Source organism: Citreimonas sp., assembly GCF_042096055.1.
In the GTDB taxonomy this organism is placed as follows: Bacteria; Pseudomonadota; Alphaproteobacteria; order Rhodobacterales; family Rhodobacteraceae; genus Citreimonas.
In genome coordinates, this window is the sequence record NZ_JBELMH010000012.1 from 28489 (window position 1) to 48428 (window position 19940).

The 19940-nt window shown below is 70.2% G+C and carries 19 protein-coding genes and 2 pseudogenes; 17 read left to right on the forward strand and 4 right to left on the reverse strand.

Annotation, left to right across the window (positions count from 1 at the left end):
* Positions 1 to 708: pseudogene (locus ACFDTC_RS04870) on the forward strand (hypothetical protein); the annotation flags it as partial.
* A gap of 22 nt (positions 709 to 730) precedes the next feature.
* Here the strand turns inward: ACFDTC_RS04870 and ACFDTC_RS04875 are convergent.
* Both ACFDTC_RS04875 and ACFDTC_RS04880 read right to left on the reverse strand, forming a co-directional pair.
* Positions 731 to 961 carry a DUF2842 domain-containing protein gene (locus ACFDTC_RS04875; protein ID WP_375257747.1) on the reverse strand — a complete coding sequence of 77 codons (231 nt, stop codon included), beginning with the start codon at positions 959 to 961 and terminating at the stop codon, positions 731 to 733.
* A 10-nt stretch (positions 962 to 971) separates the two neighbouring features.
* Positions 972 to 2267 carry an adenylosuccinate synthase gene (locus tag ACFDTC_RS04880; RefSeq protein ID WP_375257748.1) on the reverse strand — a complete coding sequence of 432 codons (1296 nt, stop codon included), beginning with the start codon at positions 2265 to 2267 and terminating at the stop codon, positions 972 to 974.
* A 167-nt stretch (positions 2268 to 2434) separates the two neighbouring features.
* Here ACFDTC_RS04880 and secG point away from each other — a divergent pair, with 167 nt between their 5' ends.
* The 15 genes from secG to ACFDTC_RS04955 all read left to right on the forward strand — a co-directional run bounded on the left by secG (position 2435) and on the right by ACFDTC_RS04955 (position 17125).
* The gene (secG, locus tag ACFDTC_RS04885) at positions 2435 to 2800 is read left to right on the forward strand and encodes a preprotein translocase subunit SecG (protein WP_375257749.1); all 366 of its coding nucleotides are present in this window, start codon (positions 2435 to 2437) and stop codon (positions 2798 to 2800) included.
* A 170-nt stretch (positions 2801 to 2970) separates the two neighbouring features.
* Positions 2971 to 4614, forward strand: coding sequence for a CTP synthase (locus tag ACFDTC_RS04890; protein ID WP_375257750.1), 1644 nt, complete (start codon positions 2971 to 2973; stop codon positions 4612 to 4614).
* A gap of 45 nt (positions 4615 to 4659) precedes the next feature.
* The gene (locus tag ACFDTC_RS04895) at positions 4660 to 5340 is read left to right on the forward strand and encodes a DUF2306 domain-containing protein (protein ID WP_375257751.1); all 681 of its coding nucleotides are present in this window, start codon (positions 4660 to 4662) and stop codon (positions 5338 to 5340) included.
* 74 nt (positions 5341 to 5414) lie between these two features.
* Entirely contained in the window at positions 5415 to 5807 is a 393-nt protein-coding gene (locus ACFDTC_RS04900) for a hypothetical protein (RefSeq protein ID WP_375257752.1), read from the forward strand.
* 130 nt (positions 5808 to 5937) lie between these two features.
* The gene (locus tag ACFDTC_RS04905) at positions 5938 to 6726 is read left to right on the forward strand and encodes a 23S rRNA (adenine(2030)-N(6))-methyltransferase RlmJ (protein ID WP_375257753.1); all 789 of its coding nucleotides are present in this window, start codon (positions 5938 to 5940) and stop codon (positions 6724 to 6726) included.
* A 165-nt stretch (positions 6727 to 6891) separates the two neighbouring features.
* On the forward strand, positions 6892 to 7332 hold the full coding sequence (locus ACFDTC_RS04910; protein WP_375257754.1) for a TerB family tellurite resistance protein: 441 nt from the start codon (positions 6892 to 6894) through the stop codon (positions 7330 to 7332).
* Between the two features lie 125 nt (positions 7333 to 7457).
* Positions 7458 to 8243, forward strand: a complete 786-nt coding sequence (locus ACFDTC_RS04915; RefSeq protein WP_375257755.1) for an ABC transporter ATP-binding protein — start codon at positions 7458 to 7460, stop codon at positions 8241 to 8243.
* A gap of 133 nt (positions 8244 to 8376) precedes the next feature.
* On the forward strand, positions 8377 to 9102 hold the full coding sequence (locus tag ACFDTC_RS04920; RefSeq protein WP_375257756.1) for a transporter substrate-binding domain-containing protein: 726 nt from the start codon (positions 8377 to 8379) through the stop codon (positions 9100 to 9102).
* 86 nt (positions 9103 to 9188) lie between these two features.
* Positions 9189 to 10070, forward strand: coding sequence for an ABC transporter permease (locus ACFDTC_RS04925; protein WP_375257777.1), 882 nt, complete (start codon positions 9189 to 9191; stop codon positions 10068 to 10070).
* A gap of 94 nt (positions 10071 to 10164) precedes the next feature.
* Positions 10165 to 10971 (forward strand): ABC transporter permease, encoded by an 807-nt coding sequence (locus tag ACFDTC_RS04930; protein ID WP_375257757.1) that lies wholly within the window; start codon positions 10165 to 10167, stop codon positions 10969 to 10971.
* Positions 10972 to 11051: 80 nt separating this feature from the next.
* Complete coding sequence (locus tag ACFDTC_RS04935; RefSeq protein ID WP_375257758.1) at positions 11052 to 12398, forward strand: glutamine synthetase family protein; 1347 nt, start codon at positions 11052 to 11054, stop codon at positions 12396 to 12398.
* A gap of 23 nt (positions 12399 to 12421) precedes the next feature.
* Positions 12422 to 13105: a type 1 glutamine amidotransferase gene (locus ACFDTC_RS04940; RefSeq protein WP_375257759.1), complete on the forward strand. Its 684-nt coding sequence runs from the start codon at positions 12422 to 12424 to the stop codon at positions 13103 to 13105.
* Positions 13102 to 14463 carry a glutamine synthetase family protein gene (locus ACFDTC_RS04945; protein ID WP_375257760.1) on the forward strand — a complete coding sequence of 454 codons (1362 nt, stop codon included), beginning with the start codon at positions 13102 to 13104 and terminating at the stop codon, positions 14461 to 14463. Before ACFDTC_RS04940 ends, ACFDTC_RS04945 begins: the two co-directional genes overlap by 4 nt.
* A gap of 77 nt (positions 14464 to 14540) precedes the next feature.
* The gene (locus ACFDTC_RS04950) at positions 14541 to 15845 is read left to right on the forward strand and encodes an NAD(P)/FAD-dependent oxidoreductase (RefSeq protein ID WP_375257761.1); all 1305 of its coding nucleotides are present in this window, start codon (positions 14541 to 14543) and stop codon (positions 15843 to 15845) included.
* Positions 15846 to 15925: 80 nt separating this feature from the next.
* Positions 15926 to 17125: a DegT/DnrJ/EryC1/StrS family aminotransferase gene (locus ACFDTC_RS04955; RefSeq protein WP_375257762.1), complete on the forward strand. Its 1200-nt coding sequence runs from the start codon at positions 15926 to 15928 to the stop codon at positions 17123 to 17125.
* Positions 17126 to 17140: 15 nt separating this feature from the next.
* On the opposite strand, the gene phaR is transcribed toward ACFDTC_RS04955, so the two are convergent.
* Both phaR and xseA read right to left on the reverse strand, forming a co-directional pair.
* The gene (gene phaR, locus ACFDTC_RS04960; protein ID WP_375257763.1) at positions 17141 to 17704 is read right to left on the reverse strand and encodes a polyhydroxyalkanoate synthesis repressor PhaR; all 564 of its coding nucleotides are present in this window, start codon (positions 17702 to 17704) and stop codon (positions 17141 to 17143) included.
* A gap of 87 nt (positions 17705 to 17791) precedes the next feature.
* Positions 17792 to 19333 carry an exodeoxyribonuclease VII large subunit gene (xseA, locus tag ACFDTC_RS04965; protein WP_375257764.1) on the reverse strand — a complete coding sequence of 514 codons (1542 nt, stop codon included), beginning with the start codon at positions 19331 to 19333 and terminating at the stop codon, positions 17792 to 17794.
* Between the two features lie 119 nt (positions 19334 to 19452).
* On the opposite strand from xseA, the pseudogene ACFDTC_RS04970 reads away from it, so the two are divergent.
* A pseudogene (locus ACFDTC_RS04970) lies at positions 19453 to 19940 on the forward strand (glycosyl transferase family 1); the annotation flags it as partial.

Sequence of the window (19940 nt, forward strand, 5' to 3'; positions counted from 1 at the left end):
AGCCCCGCGCGCGCGATGCTGACGCAGAACTCGGTGGGCGACACCGACGCCTCGCGGCTGCTGGACCAGACCGACTCGCAGCTCGACGAGCCCGAGGGCAGCCGCCGGCGCAGCGCCATCGCGCATCTGCGCGCCGCCGTGGCGGCCACGCGCGCCGACCGTGCGCTGCAGCCCGAGAAAACCGACGCCGAGACCGAGCGTTACCGCGAGGACCTGGCCAAAGTGGTCCGCCCGCGCCGGCCGAAGGTCTTGCGCAGCATCCGCACGGAACGCCCCGCGGCCGAGGCGCCTGCCGCGCCTCTGCAGCTCGTCTCGGAACAGCGCGTCGCCGAAGCGCCCGCCGGACCGGTGCGCCCGCGCCGCGTCAGCATCGCGGAAGACATCGGCCCGGCGCCGGAGGCGGACCAGGACGGCGACGCCGGCGGCGGTTTCGCCGACTACGCCGCGTCGGTCGGCGCCACGCGCCTGCCCGACCTTCTGGAGGCGGCCGCCGCCTACATGGCGTTCGTGGAGGGCCGCGACCAGTTCTCGCGCCCGCAGCTGATGACCGTGCTGAACCGCGTGGAAGGCGGCATCGCCACCCGCGAGGAGCGGCTGCGCAGCTTCGGCCGCCTGCTGCGCGACGGCAAGATCGAGAAGGCCCGCGGCGGCCGCTTCACCGCGTCCGATAGCATCGGCTTTCGCCCGGACGCGCGCCAGGCCGGCTGAGCCGGCCTCCTCGCACAGGCGGTCAGCCTTCGTCGCCGGGCGCGTCCGGATCGGGCTGACCAACGCCGCGGAACACGAAGCGGAACGGCAGCGCCCAGACGAAGCCCAGGGCGAGATAGACCAGAAGCTCCAGCCAGATCGGCGGCCGGTCCAGCCAGGTCATCACCGTCACCGCCGCGACGATGTAGAGCGGCAGGCCCACCACGAGGATGACCATCGCCCAGCGCCTGCGTGCCTTGTAACTCAGTGCCATGACGGGCGAGCTAGTCCGCGAAGGGGTCGGTGACAAGGATCGTGTCGTCGCGCTCGGGCGAGGTCGACAGCAGCGCCACCGGGCAGCCGATCAACTCCTCGACGCGGCGGACATACTTGATCGCGGCGCCGGGAAGATCCGCCCAGGATCGCGCTCCCTCGGTCGATTCGCTCCAACCCTCCATCTCTTCGTAGACGGGGGTGCAGCGGGCCTGCTCGTCGGCGGCGAAGGGGAGGTAGTCCAGCCGCTTGCCGTCGAGCTCGTAACCGACGCAGATCTTCAGCTGCTCGAACCCGTCGAGCACGTCCAGCTTGGTCAGCGCGATGCCTTTCACGCCGCTGGTCGCGCAGGTCTGGCGCACCAGGACCGCATCGAACCAGCCGCACCGGCGTTTGCGGCCCGTCACGGTGCCGAATTCGCGCCCGCGCGTCCCCAGCCGCTCTCCGTCGGCATCGTGCAGCTCGGTCGGGAACGGCCCCTCGCCCACCCGGGTGGTATAGGCCTTGACGATACCGAGGGTGAAGTCGATCGCGTCCGGCCCGACCCCGGTTCCCGTGGCGGCCTGACCGGCGATAACGTTGGACGAGGTGACGAAGGGATAAGTGCCGAAATCGATGTCCAGCAACGCGCCCTGCGCGCCCTCGAACAGGATGCGGTGGCCGGCGCGGCGCCGCTCGTTGAGCACCTTCCAGACGGGACCCGCGTAAGGAAGGATCTGCGGCGCGATCTCCTTCAGCGCGGCCAGCAGCGCACCACGGTCCACCGGCTCGATCCCGAGGCCTCGACGCAATGGGTCGTGGTGCTGCAGCGCCCGGTCGATCCGCGCCTCCAGCGTCGCCTCGTCCGCCAGGTCCGCCACGCGCACCGCGCGCCGGCCGACCTTGTCCTCGTAGGCCGGGCCGATGCCGCGGCCTGTGGTCCCGATCTTGGTGCCGGCCTGCGCGGCGCCTTCGCGCGCGCGGTCGAGTTCGCCGTGGATCGGCAGGATCAGCGGCGCGTTCTCGGCGATCATCAGCGTCTCGGGCGTGATCTCGACGCCCTGCTTGCGGATCGCCTCGATCTCATTGATCAAGTGCCAAGGGTCGAGCACCACGCCGTTGCCGATCACCGACAGCTTGCCCGTGCGCAGCACGCCCGAGGGCAGCGCGTTCAGCTTGTACACCGTCCCGTCGATCACCAGCGTGTGGCCGGCATTGTGCCCGCCCTGGAAGCGGCAGATCACGTCCGCCCGGCTCGACAGCCAGTCGACGATCTTCCCCTTGCCCTCGTCGCCCCATTGCGCGCCCACGACGACCACGTTTGCCATGCGACCACCCTTTCAATGCCGGTCCAACGCGCCCCCTATACCGATGCGCCGCGGCGCGGGAAACCCGCGAAACGCAGTGCGTCGGACCGTGCGGCGCGGGGGACGGTTGCGCGGCCTGCGCGCTTGGCATAGACACCGCGCCAACGCCCTTCGCACTGCAGGTCCTCATGGAAAACGTCCTTCTCATCGTGCTTCTCCTTCTCGCGCTCGCGCTGGTGGCCGTGGTGCTGCTGCAGCGCTCGGAAGGCGGCGGGCTGGGCATGGGCGGAGGCGGCGGCCCCGCCGGCCAGCGGGCGCAGGCGACGGCGCTGACCAAGCTGACCTGGCTGTTCGGCATCGCCTTCATGGTGATCTCGCTGGTGCTGACGATCCTGGCCGCGCGCGATGCCGACGGCACGTCGATCATGGACCGGCTGGGCAACAGTGCGCCGGGCGCGCAGGCCGACGATCCGGACGCGCTGGACACCGACGCGCTTCTGCCGCCGCCGTCCGAGGTCGATCCCGACGCGCCGCTGCTGCCGCGCGCCGACTAGGTCACAACCTTTCGCGTCACAACCGGCGGTCGCAACAGCATCTTGCGGCCGGCTGGACATCATTGCCCGAATCCTCTAGGGATCAAATCCCGTGATGCTGTCGCCAACCGGGCGGCGGGTGGCCTGAATTCAGGTCCGATTATCCTTCAATATCACGGGGTTCGCCCGACATGGCACGCTTCATCTTCATCACCGGCGGTGTGGTCTCCTCGCTTGGCAAGGGGCTTGCCTCGGCGGCTCTGGGCTCATTGCTCCAGGCGCGCGGGTTCTCGGTCCGGTTGCGCAAGCTCGACCCCTACCTGAACGTCGACCCGGGCACGATGTCGCCCTTCGAGCATGGCGAAGTCTTCGTCACCGACGACGGGGCCGAGACCGATCTCGACCTCGGCCACTACGAACGCTTCACCGGCGTGCCGGCGCGGCGCACCGATTCCGTCAGCTCGGGCCGGATCTACACCAACGTGCTCGAGAAGGAGCGCCGCGGCGACTACCTGGGCAAGACGATCCAGGTCATTCCGCACGTCACAGACGAGATCAAGGACTTCATCTCGATCGGCGAGGACGAGGTGGACTTCATGCTGTGCGAGATCGGCGGCACCGTCGGCGATATCGAAGGCCTGCCCTTCTTCGAGGCGATCCGCCAGTTCAGCCAGGACAAGCCGCGCGGCCAGTGCATCTTCATGCACCTGACGCTGCTGCCCTTCGTGAAGGCGAGCGGAGAGCTCAAGACCAAGCCCACGCAGCACAGCGTGAAGGAGCTGCGCTCCATCGGCATCGCGCCCGATATCCTGGTCTGCCGATCGGAAGGGCCGATCCCGCAGAAAGAGCGTGAGAAGCTCGCGCTGTTCTGCAACGTGCGCCCCGACAGCGTGATCGCGGCGCTCGACCTCGCGTCGATCTACGAGGCGCCGCTGGCCTACCACCGCGAGGGGCTGGACCAGGCGGTGCTGGACGCGTTCCAGATCACCCCCGCACCCAAGCCGAACCTGTCCAAGTGGGAGGACGTGGTCGACCGCATCCACAACCCCGAGGGCGACGTGACCGTCGCCATCGTCGGCAAGTACACGCAGCTGGAAGACGCCTACAAGTCCATCGCCGAGGCGCTGACCCACGGCGGCCTCGCCAACCGGGTGAAGGTCCGCGTCGAATGGGTCGATGCCGAGCTGTTCGACCGCGAGGACCCGGCGCCGCATCTCGAGAAATTCGACGCGATCCTCGTCCCCGGAGGCTTTGGCGAGCGCGGGACCGAGGGCAAGATCAAGGCCGCCCAGTTCGCGCGCGAGCACAAGGTGCCCTATCTCGGCATCTGCCTCGGCATGCAGATGGCGGTGATCGAGGCGGCGCGCAACGTCGCCGGCCTGCGCAAGGCGGGCTCCGAGGAGTTCGACCACGAGGCCGGCGAGAAGCGGTTCGAGCCGGTCGTCTACCACCTCAAGGAATGGGTGCAGGGCAACGAGAAGGTCAACCGCCGCCCCGACGACGCCAAGGGCGGCACGATGCGGCTTGGCGCCTACGACGCGGTGCTGCAAGCGGGCTCGCGCGTGGCGGATGTCTACGGCACAACCACGATCGACGAGCGTCACCGCCACCGCTACGAGGTCGACATCAAGTACCGCGACAAGCTCGAGGAAACGGGGCTGTGCTTTTCGGGCATGTCGCCCGACGGCCGCCTGCCCGAGATCGTCGAATGGCCCGACCATCCGTGGTTCATCGGCGTGCAGTTCCACCCCGAGCTGAAGTCCAAGCCCTTCGACCCGCACCCGCTGTTCCGCGACTTCGTGCGCGCGGCCAAGGAATCCTCGCGCCTCGTCTGAGCGCCGGACTGTCCGGCCGCGCCCGCGCGCGCTAGCTTGGACCGCATGACGCGCTGGATCTTGCCCGCGGCCACGCTGTTGCTGGTTGCCCTGTCCCTGCCCTTCGTCCTGCACGCCGCGGGGCTGGGCTGGTCCGGGATGTGGGCCGACCTGTCCGACACATCGCGGATCTTCCATGCAGACGCGCCGCTGGCCAACACTGCGATCGCGGCGCACATGATCCTCGGCGCGGCGCTGACCCTCGCGGCGCCGGTCCAGGCGCTGCCGGTGGTGCGAAACCGCCTACCGGGCGTGCACCGGCGCGCGGGCTACGTCATCGCGCTGGCTGCGGTACTGACCGGCGCGGGCGGGCTGGCCTACATCGCCGCGCGCGGCACGGTCGGCGGCTGGTGGATGAGCCTGTGGTTCGCCATCTACGGCGTCGCGATGATCGTGGCGGCGACGCAGGTGATCTACCACGCGCTGGACAAGAACATGGCCCGCCACCGCGCCTGGGCCGTGCGGCTGGTGGTGCTCGCCGTGGCGTCGTTCCTCTACCGCGTGCATTACGGGCTGTGGTACGCGGCGACCGGTGGCGCCGCCTCGAACGAAGCCTTCACCGGCGCCTTCGACCGGATCAACGTGGTGGCGTTCTTCGTGCCCTACCTCCTGCTGGCCGAGCTTTACCTGCGCCGGCGCGGGCCGCGCCGGAACCCCGCGCGCCGCGCGACGGTTCGCAAGGCATGAGCGCGCGTCGCGTCTTCACCTTGCGGGAACGGTCCCGCATTCCGCCCGCGGCCGCGCTGTTGGCCTACGGCGCCATGCTGCCCTTTCCGATAGCCTTCGTCATCGCGCTGACCTCGACCTTCCTGGCCGGGGCGGCGGTGCTGGGGGCGCAGCTTTGGGGGGCGGCGCTGCTGTTGTTCTTCGCGGGCGTGCGGCGCGGTCTCAGCTTCCGCACGCCGGGCGGTGCGACGGCACCGCAATTCGCCACCTTCGCCGCGCTGTTCTGCGCCGGGTTCCTGGCGCTGCTGCTGCCCGCGTTCTGGGCGCTGCCGCTGATCTTGGTCGCGCTGCTGGCGATGGCCGTCGCCGATACCGGCGCCGCGCGGCGGGTCGAGACGCCGCTTTATTTTGAGCGGTTGCGGCCGCCGCAGATCGCCGTCGCGGTGGCGGGCCTGGGCGGGCTGACGGCGCTGTTCTGGCTGGCGTGACGGCGCGCGCAGCGTATCCGGTCAAGGACGCGGTTGATGATCGGCGGCGCGCCGCCTAGGGTTTTCCCGTGACACGGATCGATTTATCAGCCCCCGCGCCCTTGCGTGCGGCCCCGCGCGGGGCCTGACGATGCTGTCCTACCAGCACGCCTACCACGCGGGGAACCTGGCGGACGTGCACAAGCACGCGCTGCTGGCCGCGGCGCTGGATTACCTGACCCGCAAGGACAAGCCGCTGAGCTACATCGAGAGCCATGCGGGGCGCGGGCTCTACGACCTCGGCAGCGTCGAGGCGCGGCGCACGGGCGAGGCCGAGGGTGGCGTGGCGCGGGCCGAGCACTGGTTCGGCGCCGACGATCCCTATGCCCGCGCGCTGGCGGCGGTGCAGGCGGGGTACGGGGCGTCGGCCTATCCCGGCTCGCCCATGATCGCGCGGCACCTGCTGCGCGACACCGACCGCATCCACCTGGCCGAGCTTCACCCGGCCGAGCACGCGGCACTCGAGGCGGCGATGAAGGCGCCCAACGTGCGCGTCCACCATGTCGACGGGCTGGAGCTGGCGCACAGCCTGTGCCCGCCGACCCCGCGGCGCGGGCTGCTGCTGATCGATCCCAGCTGGGAAATCAAGCAGGACTACGCCGACCTGCCCCGCCACATCGCGCGGATCACGCGGGCCTGGAACGTGGGCATCGTCATGCTGTGGTACCCGATCCTGCGCGACCCGGTGCACCCGCCGATGCTGCGCGCGCTGGCCCGCGACCACCCCGGCGCCCTGCGGCACGAGGTGCGGTTTCCGCCCGTCCGCGAGGGGCACCGCATGGTGGGCTCGGGGATGTTCGTGGTGAACCCGCCCTTCGGGCTGGCCGAGGCCGCGGCGCGGCTGGACCCGTTCTTCGCCGCGCTGAACCCACCCCGCTGACCTGATCGTGAGCGGGCCTGTCGCGGGCTGTCCCACGATGGGACACGCGGGCGCCCACGGAAAATCAATGGGTTACAGAGACGGCTTCATCTTCCGTTAGGGTTTCGCGCCCCGGCGCGCTTCGCGGGGTTTGCCGTTCGGGGCGGCAGCGCCTACATGATCGGGATGTTTTCCGATATTCTCAAACGCCTGACGGCGCCCGAACCCGAAACCCTGCCCGACGAAGACGCACGGCTGGCGCTGACCGCGCTGCTAGTCCGCGTCGCCCGCTCGGACGGGGATTACGAAGAGACCGAACGCGCCTGGATCGACCGCATCGCGGCCCAGCGCTACGCCATGTCGCCCTTCGAGGCGTCGAAGCTGCGCGGCGACGCCGAGCGGCTGGAGGCCGAGGCGCCCGACACCGTGCGTTTCACTCGCGCGATCAAGGACGCGGTGCCCTACGAATCCCGCATCGCGGTGATCGAGGCGCTGTGGACCATCGCGCTGGCCGACGGCGAGCGGGACGCCCGCGAGGACGCGATCCTGCGGATGGTGTCGAACTTCCTCGGGATCAACGACCGCGACAGCGCGCTGGCGCGCCAGCGCGTCGAGAGCGCGGGCTAGACCCCGCCAGACCGAGAACGGGCCGCGCCCTGCCACGGGTGGCGCGGCGTCGCGGCTTGCGCTCTTGTGATTGCACAGGCACGGCGTTTTGCGGCACTTTGCACCGATACGCCGAAAGGACCCGCATGCCCGAGCCGAAAGACGCACCGCCCGTCATCGAGATCCGCAACCTGCACAAGGCCTATGGCGCGCTCGAAGTGCTCAAGGGCGTCGACATCACGGCGCCGGCGGGCACGGTCGTGTCGCTGATCGGCTCTTCGGGGTCGGGCAAGTCCACGCTGCTGCGCTGCTGCAACCTGCTGGAGGACAGCCAGCAGGGCGAGATCCTGTTCCAGGGCGAACCGGTGCGCTGGCGCGGCCGGGGCCACGACCGCCGGCCGGCGGACGCCAAGCAGGTGCTGCGCATCCGCACGAACCTGTCGATGGTGTTCCAGCAGTTCAACCTGTGGTCGCACATGACCATCCTGCAGAACGTGATGGAGGCGCCGCTGACCGTGCTGGGCCGCCCGCGCGACGAGGTCGAGCACGCCGCGCGCGGCTATCTCGAGAAGGTGGGCATCGGCGACAAGGCCGATGCCTGGCCCGCGATGCTGTCGGGCGGCCAGCAGCAGCGTGCGGCGATCGCCCGCGCGCTGTGCATGGAGCCGCAGGCGCTGCTGTTCGACGAACCGACCAGCGCGCTCGACCCCGAGCTTGAGCAGGAGGTGGTGCGCGTCATCAAGGCGCTGGCCGAGGAAGGCCGCACCATGCTGATCGTCACCCACGACATGCGGATGGCCGCGGACGTGTCCGACCACGTCGTGTTCCTGCACCAGGGGCTGATCGAGGAGGAGGGCACGCCCGAGCGTCTGTTCGGCGCGCCGGAATCCGAGCGGCTGCAGGGGTTCCTGTCGGCGACGATGCCGGCCTGAGCCGCGCGCGACGCCCGGCCCGCCGGCACCGGGTCCGACGCGACGGCCCCCTTGCCATCGGCGGCGAATTGCCGGACCTTCCGGCGCATCCGGCGGCCATGCGACCGCCGCAAGAGAAAACAGGGAGACGGACATGAAGACACTGATCCTGACCACCACCGCGCTGGCGATGACCGCCGGCATGGCGCTTGCCCAGGACGTGGTGCGGCTGGGCACCGAGGGCGCCTACCCTCCGTACAACTACCTCGACGATTCGGGCGAGGTCGCGGGCTTCGAGCGCGTGCTGGGCGACGAGCTGTGCGCGCGCGCCGAGCTGACCTGCGAATGGGTCACCAACGACTGGGATTCGATCATCCCGAACCTGGTCAGCGGCAACTACGACGCGATCATCGCCGGCATGTCGATCACGCCCGAGCGTGAGGAGGTCGTCGACTTCACCCAGAACTACACGCCGCCGTCGCCGTCGTCCTTCGTCGCGATGAGCGAGGACGTGGACCTGGAGAACGCCGTGATCGCCGCGCAGACCGGCACGATCCAGGCCCAGCACGTGTCCGGCATGGGTGGTGCGACGCTGGTCGAGTTCCCGAACCCCGACGAGACCGTCGCCGCCGTTCAGGCTGGTGAGGCCGACGCGGTCATGGCCGACAAGGATTTCCTGATCCCGGTCGTCGAGAACTCGTCCGAGATGATGTTCGTGGGCGAGGACGTGCCCCTGGGCGGCGGCATCGGCATGGCCTTCCGCGAGAGCGACCCCGAGCTGCGCGCGCAGTTCGACGCCGCGATCCAGTCGATGAAGGACGACGGCACGCTCAACGAGCTGATCGTCGAGTGGCTGGGCGAGGACAGCCCCAAGTTCTGACCAAGGATCGGCGGGCCGCGCGCCCGCCCTTCCCCCTCATGCGGGCGGCGCGGTGACGCGGCGCCCGCGACCGGGAGACCCGAGACATCTTTTCCTTCTGCGCCGATCCCGCCACGCTCGACGGCATTGCCTGGTATTTGTGCTACCTGACCACGGGCAAGCACATGGCCTTCTACGTCTCGTTCGGGACGGTGCTGCTGCTGCTGGCGATCACGGCGCCGGCGGCGATGGCCTTCGGCTTCGGCGGTGCGATGGCCGCGCGGTCGCGCATCGCGCCGCTGTCGTGGCTGGGCAAGGGCTATATCGCGGTGGTGCGCGGCGTGCCCGACATCGCGTTCTTCCTGTTCTTCGTCATCGCGCTCGACCAGGCGTTCGAGTGGACGCGCCACCAGGTGCTGTGCCCGGAATGGGACCAGCCGGTGCGGCAGGGCAACGACTTCGTCGTCTGCGCGGCGGCCAAGCTGCCGCTGGGCGACGCGCCGCAATGGATCCACGAGGTCTACGGCTTCGGCGTGGCGGTGCTGACCTTCGCCATCGTCTTCGGCGCCTTCGCGGCCAACGTGCTTTATGGCGCGATGCGGGCGGTGCCGCGCGCGCAGATCGAGACCGCCGAGGCCTACGGGCTGACGCGGCGCCAGGCGTTCCGGCGCATCGTGGTGCCGCAGATGTGGGTCTACGCCCTGCCCGGCCTGTCGAACCTGTGGATGGTGCTGATCAAGGCGACGCCGCTGCTGTTCCTGCTGGGGGTCGAGGACATCGTGTTCTGGGCGCGCGAACTGGGCGGGGCGAAGACGCCGCGCTTCACCGACTACCCGCACGGCGACTGGCGGGTGTGGTACTTCCTGGCGCTGCTGGTGTTCTACCTGGCGTTCACGCGGGTGTCCGAGATCGTGCTGGACCGGCTGATGGCGCGCCTGAGCCGCGGCCAGGCCACCGCGGCGGGCGACGCCCAGAGGAAGGCAGTGTGATGGCGGATGTGGCGTGGGCAAGGAGGGGGCTCCGCCCCGGTCGCCATGCGGCGACTCCCCCGGAGTATTCGGGCCAGGATGAAGGGGCCGGCGCGTGAGCTGCTGGGAGACGATCGCCGATTACGCGCTGCGCTCGGTCGGGGTGGGCGAGCGGCTGCTGCCGCGCGACAACTTCACCCTGTGCCAGCAGGTCGTGCTGATCGGCTCGGGGATGATCTGGAACGTCTATTTCGGCGTGCTGGCGCTGGCCTCGGGGTTTTTCCTGGCGACCAGCGTGGCGCTGGGAAAGGCCTCGGCCAATCCGGTGGCGCGCAAGCTGTCGACGTGGTTCATCTTCGTGTTCCGCGGCTCGCCGCTGTTCATCCAGTTCTTCTTTGCCTATTTCGCGTTCCTGTCGCTGAAGACGGTCTCGCCGGTGTTCGATCCGTTCACCGCGGCCTGGGCGGGGGCGCTGATCGTGCTGTTCCTCAATACGGCTGCGTATTCGGGCGAGATATTCTATGGCGCGCTGCAATCGATCCCGCGCGGCGACACCGAGGCGGCGGACGCGTACGGCTTTCACGGCTGGGCGAAGTTCCGCAAGATCACCTGGCCCACCATGCTGCGGCTGGCCTGGCCCGCCTACACCAACGAGGCGATCTTCCTGTTCCACGCCACGACGCTGGTGTTCTTTTCCGGCTTCCCGGCGTGGCAGCAGCGGGGCGACGCGCTTTATTACGCCAGCTATTTCGCGGACAAGACGTTCAACCCGTTCGTGCCCTACCCGATCCTCGCCGGGTACTTCATCGTTCTGACGCTGGGCATCATCGGGCTGTTCGGGCTGGTGAACCGGCGGCTGAACCGGCACCTGCCGCAGACGGCGCGCCCCAAGGTCCGGTTCCGGCCCAACCTGATCCGCTGAGGGCGTCGCGCCAAGGCCCCCCTTGCCAAGCGGGGGACGCCCGGGTTACGAATTTGATCAAATCTTGACACGAGGCCCCCATGCCCGCCCCATCGCTCGACTGGCTGCGCACCCATCCCGAGGTGCGCACGATCCGTGCCGCCGCCTGCGACCTCAACGGCGTGCCGCGCGGCAAGCGCGTGCCGTCGCGCTACGCCGAGAAGGTGGTGACCGAAGGCACCCGCTTTCCGATGTCGGCGCTGAACCTCGACATCTGGGGCGAGGACATCGACGACAGCCCGCTGGTGTTCGAGACCGGCGACCGCGACGGCGTGCTGCGCCCGACCGATCGCGGCTTCGTGCCGATGCCCTGGCTCGAGGCGCCGTCTGCGCTGCTGCCGATCTGGATGTACCACGAGGACGGCCGCCCCTTCGACGGCGATCCGCGCCATGCGCTGGCGGCCGTGGCGCAGCGCTACAAGGCGCGCGGGCTGACGCCGGTCGTCGCGGTCGAGCTGGAGTTCTTCCTGATCGACGACAGCACGCGCACGCTGCAGATCCCGATCAGCCCCCGCTCCGGCAAGCGCCGAAAGGCGGCCGAGATCCTGTCGATCCGCGCGCTCGACGCGTTCGACCAGTTCTTCACCGAGCTCTACGAGGCCTGCGAGGCGATGGACATCCCCGCCGACACGGCGATTTCCGAGGCGGGGCTGGGCCAGTTCGAGATCAACCTGGTGCACACCGACAACGTGCTGCGCGCGGCCGACGACGCGTGGCTGTTCAAGTGGCTGGTCAAGGGGCTGGCGCGGCGGCACGGCTTCGCCGCGAGCTTCATGGCCAAACCCTACGAGGATTACTCGGGCTCGGGCATGCACGCGCATTTCTCGGTGCTGGACGCGGCGGGGCAGAACATCTTCGACGACGGCGGCGCCAAGGGCACCAAGACGCTGCACCACGCGATTGCCGGCTGCCTGCGCGCGATGCACGACAGCACGCTGATCTTTGCGCCGCATCTCAATTCCTACGACCGGCTGGTGCCCGAGGCGCACGCGCCGTCGGGGATCAGCTGGGCCTACGAGAACCGCACCGTGGCGATCCGCGTGCCCGCCGGCGCGCCCGCCGCGCGGCGGATCGAGCACCGCGTCGCGGGCGGCGACGTGAACCCGTACCTGGCGCTGGCCGCCATGCTGGGCGCCGCGCTGACCGGGATCGAGGACGAGATCGCCCCGCCCGAGCCGGTGACCGGCAACGCCTACGCGCTGGACCTGCCGCGCATCCCGACCGAATGGGGCGACGCGATCGACGCCTTCGAGAATTCGGACCTGATGAAGCGGATCTTCCCCGACATGCTGATCCGCAACATGGTGCTGACGAAGCGGCAGGAAAAGCTGTACATGGGCGAGTTGACGCAGCCCGAACAGACCGAGATCTACCTCGACACGGTCTGACCAACCCGAACCTTTGGTGTTTCATGCATATCGGCATACTTGTGACCGGCCACGTTCCCGACGACCTCGCTGACGAACACGGCGATTACGGCGCCATGTTCCGGCGCCTGATGGCCGAAGAAGGGTTTTCCTTCACCACCTGGAAGGTGGTCGACGGCGAGTTCCCCGACAGCCCCGAGGACGCCGACGGCTGGCTGATCACGGGCTCGCGCCACGGCGCCTATGAGGATCATCCCTGGATCCCGCCGCTCGAGCAGTTCATCCGCGACGCGTTCGAGGCCGACCGCCCCATCGTGGGCGTGTGCTTCGGCCACCAGATCATCGCGCAGGCGATGGGCGGCCGGGTCGAGAAGTTCGGCGGCGGCTGGTCGGTGGGCCCGCAGGTCTACCACTTTCCCGACGGGCCGCGCATTGTGCAGGCTTGGCACCAGGACCAGGTCACGCAGGCGCCCGAGGGCGCCGAGACCGTGGCCAGCAACGATTTCTGCGCGCATGCCGCGCTGCTGTACCCGCGCAAGGCCTACAGCGTGCAGCCGCACCCCGAGTTCGACGACCGGTTCGTGTCGGGGCTGATCGAGACCCGCGGGCCGGGCGTGGTGCCCGACACGCAGCTGGCGCAGGCCCGCAACACGCTGGGCAAGCCGCTGGACAGCAAGGCGCTGGCGCACCAGTTCGCCACCTTCTTCCGCGAAAGGCGCATCGCATGAACGACGAGTGGATCTCGCGCCTGCCGGAGGCGGCGCAGCGCTACCTGGAAGGGCGACGCCTGGACGAGGTCGAGTGCATCATTTCCGACCTGCCGGGCGTCGCGCGCGGCAAGGCGGTGCCGGCGTCGAAATTCGCGCGCCTGCAGCATTTCCACCTGCCGGATTCGATCTTCTTCCAGACGATTACCGGCGACTGGGGCGAGGCCGCGGACGCCGAGGGCTTCATCGAGCGGGACATGATCCTGCGCCCGGACATGAGCACCGCGACCGCTGCTCCCTGGACCGGCGACTGGACGCTGCAGGTGATCCACGACGCCTTCGACCGCAAGGACCGGCCGGTGCCCTACGCGCCGCGCAACATCCTGCGGCGGGTCTGCGATCTCTACAAGGCGCAGGGCTGGAAGCCGGTGATCGCGCCCGAGATGGAGTTCTTCCTGATCGCGCGCAACCTCGATCCGGCCAAGGACATCGAACCGATGACCGGACGTTCGGGCCGGCCGGCGGCGGCGCGGCAGGCCTATTCGATGACCGCGGTGGACGAGTTCGGCCCGGTGATCGACGACATCTACGACTTCGCCGAGGCGCAGGGCTTCGAGATCGACGGCATCACCCAGGAAGGCGGCGCCGGCCAGCTCGAGATCAACCTGCGGCACGGCGACCCGATCAAGCTGGCCGACGAGGTGTTCTTCTTCAAGCGGCTGATCCGCGAGGCGGCGCTGCGGCACAACTGCTTCGCCACCTTCATGGCCAAGCCGATCGCCGACGAGCCCGGCAGTGCGATGCACATCCATCACTCGGTGCTGGATCTGGAGACCGGGCACAACCTGTTCTCGGGGCCGCAGGGCGGCGAGACGGACGCGTTCTACCACTTCATCGGCGGCTTGCAGAAGCACATGCCGGCGGCGATCGCGGTGCTGGCGCCCTACGTGAACTCCTACCGCCGCTACGTGCGCGACCACGCCGCGCCGATCAACCTGGAATGGGGCCGCGACAACCGCACGACCGGCATCCGCATCCCGCTGTCGGACACCCAGTCGCGCCGGGTCGAGAACCGGCTGGCGGGGATGGACTGCAACCCGTACCTGGGGATCGCGGCCTCGCTGGCCTGCGGATACCTGGGCATGATGCAGGAGGTGCGTCCGTCCAAGCAGTTCCGCGGGGACGCCTACGAGGGCGAGGGCGACATCCCGCGCGTGCTGGGCCAAGCGCTGGACATGTTCGACGAGGCCAAGGATCTGCACGGCGTGCTGGGCGCCGAGTTCGCGCGCGTCTACTCGATCGTGAAGCGGACCGAGTACGAGGAGTTCCTGCAGGTCATCAGCCCGTGGGAGCGCGAGCACCTGCTGCTGAACGTGTGATCCGGCGGGGCGCCGGGGCGGTCTGCCCCCGCCCCCCGACGATATTTGCAGGCAGAAGAAGACCCGAGGAGCCGCGAATGAACCTGCTTTATGCCAACGACGCGCGCGGCGCCTATCCCGACAGCTGGTACGCCGCGACGGTCGATCCCCTGCCGGCCTTCGCGCCGCTTCGGGGCGAGGTCCGCGCCGACGTGGCGGTGGTGGGCGGCGGCTATACCGGGCTGTCGGCGGCGCTGCACCTGGCCGAGGCGGGGCTGTCGGTGGTGCTGCTGGAGGCGCAGCGCGTGGGCTTCGGCGCCTCGGGGCGCAACGGCGGGCAGTTGGGATCGGGCCAGCGGCAGGACCAGGTCACGCTCGAGAAGATGGTCGGGCGCGACGACGCGCGGCGCTTCTGGGAGTTGGGCCAGGACGCCAAGGCGCTGGTGCGCGACCTGGTGGCGCGGCACGGCATCGACTGCCACCTCAAGGACGGCATCGCCTGGGCCGGCGAAAGCGCGGGCTCGGTGAACGAGCTGCACCGCTACGCCGCGCACATGGAGCAACACTACGCCTACCCGCTCGAGGTGCTGGACCGCGCGGCGTTCCACGCGCTGTGCCCTAGCCCGGCCTATCGCGGCGGCATCCTCGACATGGGCGCGGCGCACCTGCACCCGCTCGCCTTCGCGCTTGGCCTCGCGCGCGCGGCGTCCGCCGCGGGGGCGGCGATCCACGAGGGGTCCGAGGTCGAGGCGATCGAGGACGGCGATGGCGGCGTGACCCTGCGCACCGCAAAGGGCAGCGTGCGCGCGGATCACGCGATCCTGGCGTGCAACGGCTACATGGGCGCGCTGGCGCCCAAGGTGGGCGCTCGGGTCATGCCGATCAACAATTTCGTCGTCGCGACCGAGCCGCTGGGCGACCGCGCGGCCGAGGTGCTGACCCGCGACGTGGGCGTGGCCGACGACCGCTTCGTGGTGAACTACTTCCGCCTCAGCCACGACGGTCGGCTGCTGTTCGGCGGCGGCGAAAGCTATGGCTACACCTTCCCGCGCGACATCCGCGCCACCGTGCGCAAGCCGCTGCTGCGGGTCTTCCCGCACCTCGCCGACGTGGAACTGACGCACGCCTGGGGCGGCACGCTGGCGATCACCCGCAAGCGGATGCCGCACCTCGCGCGGGTGTCGCGCCACGTGTTGTCGGCCTCGGGCTATTCCGGACACGGGGTCGGCAATGCCACGCAGGCGGGCCGGCTGATGGCCGAGGCGGTGCGCGGACGCTCGGAGGGGTTCGACACCTTCGCCGCGCTGCCCGCCCCGGCCTTTCCCGGCGGCGCGTCGCTGCGCAACCCGCTGCTCGTGCTGGCGATGAGCTGGTTCGCCATGCGGGACCGCCTGGGCATCTGAGCGGTCATGGAAATGTGCCTTGGCCGCCGCTTGCGCAGCGGGTTAGGGTCTGCGGAACGCTCCTTGCGGGAAGACCGACGATGCTGCCCAACATGCACCAGGCCGAGCCGATCCCCGACGCCGCGCGCGCGGCGCTCGACCGCCTGCTGAGTTCGGGCGACCTGTTCCGCTACACCGCGCCGCAGGATTCCGAGGTGGCGCTGCTGGAACGCGAGTTCGCGGCCCTGATGGGCACGCGCTACGCGCTGGCGGTCAGCAGCTGCTCGGCCGCGCTGTTCCTGTCGCTGGCGGCGCTGGGGCTGCGGCCGGGCGCCCGGGTGCTGCTGCCGGGCTTCACCTTCGCGGCGGTGCCGTCGTCGGTGGTGCATGCGGGCTGCGTGCCGGTGCTGTGCGAGGTGGGCGACAGCCTGCGGATCGACATGGACGACTTCGCCGCGCGCCTGCCGGGTTGCGACGCGGTCATCATCAGCCACATGCGCGGCCACACATCGGACATGGACGCTATCATGCGCCTGTGCGACCGTGCCGGCGTGCCGGTGGTCGAGGACGCGGCGCACAGCCTGGGCACCACCTGGCACGGCCGCCAGATCGGCACGCTGGGCCGCGTGGGCTGCTTCAGCTTCCAGTCCTACAAGCTGGTCAACGCGGGCGAAGGCGGCATCCTGATCACCGACGACGCCGAGCTGGTGGCCCGCGCGATCATCCTGTCCGGCGCCTACGAGCACAACTGGCGCAAGCACATGGCCGGCGCGGACGCGGCGCTCGAGGCCGCGTTCGCACGCTGGCAGAACCGCCTTCCGCTATACAACCTGCGCCTGTCGAACCTGTCGGCGGCGATCATCCGGTCGCAGCTGCCCGAGATCCCGCGCCGGGTGCGCGACGGCCGGCGCAACCACGACCGGGTCGCCGCAAGGATCGGAACCTCGCCCTGGATCGTGGTGCCGCCGGCGCTGGGGCCCGAGCTGCGTGCGCCGGATTCGCTGCAGTTCCAGTTGCCCGAGCTGGACGCTGCCGCGATCGCCGCCTTCGCGGCCGAGGCCGAGGCGATGGGCGTCGCGGTGCAGGTCTTCGGCCTGAGCGCCGACAACGCGCGCGCCTTCTGGAATTGGCAGTTCCTCGACGCGGTGCCCGAGCTGCCGCTGACGCGCGCGATGCTGATGAAGACCTGCGACACGCGCCTGCCCGCCCGCCTGACCGAGGTGGAATGCGACGCGGTGGCCGACGTGCTGGTCGCCGCGGCCGAACGGGTGATGGGACAGCCGCGCGCCTACGGCACCTGAGGCGCCGGGCGCGCCTTAACGGTTCATCTTGGACAGGCGGGTCTGCAGGTCGTGCAGCTGGCGCTTGATCGCGTCGAGGTCTTCCTCTTCCGAGGCTTCCTCGCTGCCGGGTCCGCCGCCCGGGCCGGACCAGTTGGCGCCCATGCCGGCGCCGGTCATCGCCTTCAGGAAGGCCTCTTGCTGGGCGCGCATGGCGTCGAAGCCGGGCACCTTGGCCATCGGGTTGATGGCGCTCATGTTCTCGACCCACTTGGACTGGCTGTCGCGGAACGCCTCGAACGAGGCGGCCAGGAACTGCGGCACCATGCTGGCCTGCGTGCTGGTATAGCTGCGCACGAGGTCGGTCAGCACGTTGATCGGCAGGACGGATTCGCCCTTGCTTTCATGTTCGGCCACGATCTGCAGAAGGTATTGCCGCGTGAGGTCGTCACCGGATTTCAGGTCGACGATCTTCACCTCGCGCCCGTCGCGGATGAAGCCCGCGATATCCTCGAGCGTGACGTAGTCGGACGTCTCGGTGTTGTAGAGCCGGCGGCTGGCGTAACGCTTGATCAGAAGCGGTTTTTCCGTGTCGGCCATCGGCTTCCCTCCCGGGCTGGTCGCATGTCGGGAAAGCTTAGGCGAGTGCCGGGGAAAAGAAAAGCGCGGCCGCGTGGCCGCGCGTCTTCAGAACAGCGAGCCCTGCTCGGGCTTGGGCGCCTTCGCCGGCCCGCGCCTGGGCGCGCTGCCGCCGATCTTCAGCCGTCCGTCGTGGAACTCGATCTCGAGCGCGGTGGCGTTCTCGGCCGCGGCCTTGTTCGTGACCACGCCGCCGTCGCCGCGCACCACCGCGTAGCCGCGGCGCAGCGTCTCGCGGTAGCCCAGCGTCTCGCGCAGCCGGTCGAGCGCGTCGAGCTTGCGCCGCGCCTCGGCCAGCCGCGCGGCCTGCGCGTCGTCTAGGCAGCGCGACAGGTCGTCGAGCTTGGCGCGGTGCTGCGCCACGTCGCGCGCCAGCACCTGCGGGCGCAGCCGGGCGGCCTGCTGCGCGAAGGCCTGCCGGCGGTTCGCGATCAGGCGCGACAGGCACGGCGAAAGCCGGTGCGCGCGGTCGTTCAGGCGGCCGCGCTCGGCCGCGATGGCGCGGGTCAGCAGGCCCGGGCGCAGCGTGCCGCGCTCGCTCAGCCGCAGGCGGCGGCGGTCGACGCCGCGCGACAGCGCCGCCGGCAGCCGGTCGGCCAGCACGTCCAGCCGCTGGCGCGGCCCCTGCAGCAACTCGTCCGGGCGCGGCAGCGCGCGCCCGAGGTCGCGCAGCCGCTGGCGGCGCGTGTCGTTGCGTTGGCCCATCGCGCGGGCCATGCGCGCCTGCACGTCGCCGACCCAGGCCGCCAGTTCCAGCCGAACCGGCACCGCCATCTCGGCCGCGGCGGTGGGCGTGGGCGCGCGCCGGTCGGCGGCGTGGTCGATCAGCGTGGTGTCGGTCTCGTGCCCCACGGCCGAGATCAGCGGGATCGCGCTGGCCGCGGCGGCGCGCACGACGATCTCCTCGTTGAAGCCCCACAGGTCCTCGACCGAGCCGCCGCCGCGGGCGACGATCAGCAGGTCGGGCCGCGGCAGCGCGCCGCCGGGCGACAGGCGGTTGAAGCCCTCGATCGCGCGGGCGACGTCCGCCGCGCAGGCGGCGCCCTGCACCGCCACCGGCCAGATCAGCACCTTGCGCGGGAATCGGTCGCGCAGCCGGTGCAGGATGTCGCGGATCACCGCCCCCGAGGGCGAGGTCACCACCCCGATCACCTCGGGCAGGTAGGGCAGCGGGCGCTTGCGGCCGGCGTCGAACAGCCCCTCGGCCTGCAGCGCGGCGCGGCGCTTTTCCAGCATCGCCATCAGCGCGCCCATGCCGGCGGGGCGGATCTCCTCGATGACGATCTGGTACTTCGACTGGCCGGGGAAGGTGGTCAGGCGGCCGGTGGCGATGACCTCCATGCCTTCCTCGACCGGGGTCTGCTGGCATGCGGCGACGCCCTTCCACATGACGCCCGAGATCACGCTGCGATCGTCCTTGAGGTCGAGGTAGACATGCCCCGAGCGCGGCCGCGACACGCGCCCCACCTCGGCGCGCACGCGGACATGGCCGAACTCGCCCTCGATGATGCGTTTGACCGCGCCCGACAGCTCGGAGACCGAGAATTCCGGCGTGTTGCCCGCGCCCGCGTCGTCGTCGATCAGGTCCATCGCCCGTCCCTTCTGCCCGTTCGGGGCCACAGTAGCGAAGCAAGCGGCGGCCCGAAAGCACCCGGCGTGGACAGGCGGCGCCGCGCGGCCTAATCAGGCCCGGGGGCAAGGAGACGGGCGTGCAGGCAGGGACAGGCGACGGGCGGCCGCGGGTGCTGCTGCTGGCGGACGATTTCAACCCCGACTGGCCGTCGCTGCCGGTCGTGGGCTACAAGTACGCCCGCGCCCTGGCGCGGATCTGCGACGTGACCGTCGCCACCCACGTCCGCAACCGCCCCAACGTCGCGGCCGCCCGCCCGCCGATGAAGGTGGTCTACCTCGACAACGAATGGATCGCGGCGCCGATGCACCGCCTGGCCACGCGGCTGCGCGGCGGCGACCAGGTGGCGTGGTCGACCTCGATGATCATGGGCTACCTGCCCTATCTCGCGTTCGAGCGCGCGGCCTGGCAGCATTTCGGAGCCGACCTGCGTGCCGGGAAGTTCGACCTGGTGCACCGGATCACGCCGATGACGCCGACCATGCCCAGCTGGATCGCGCGGCGCCTGCCGGTGCCCTTCGTGCTGGGGCCGCTCAACGGCAACCTCGACTGGCCGCGCGCCTTCGC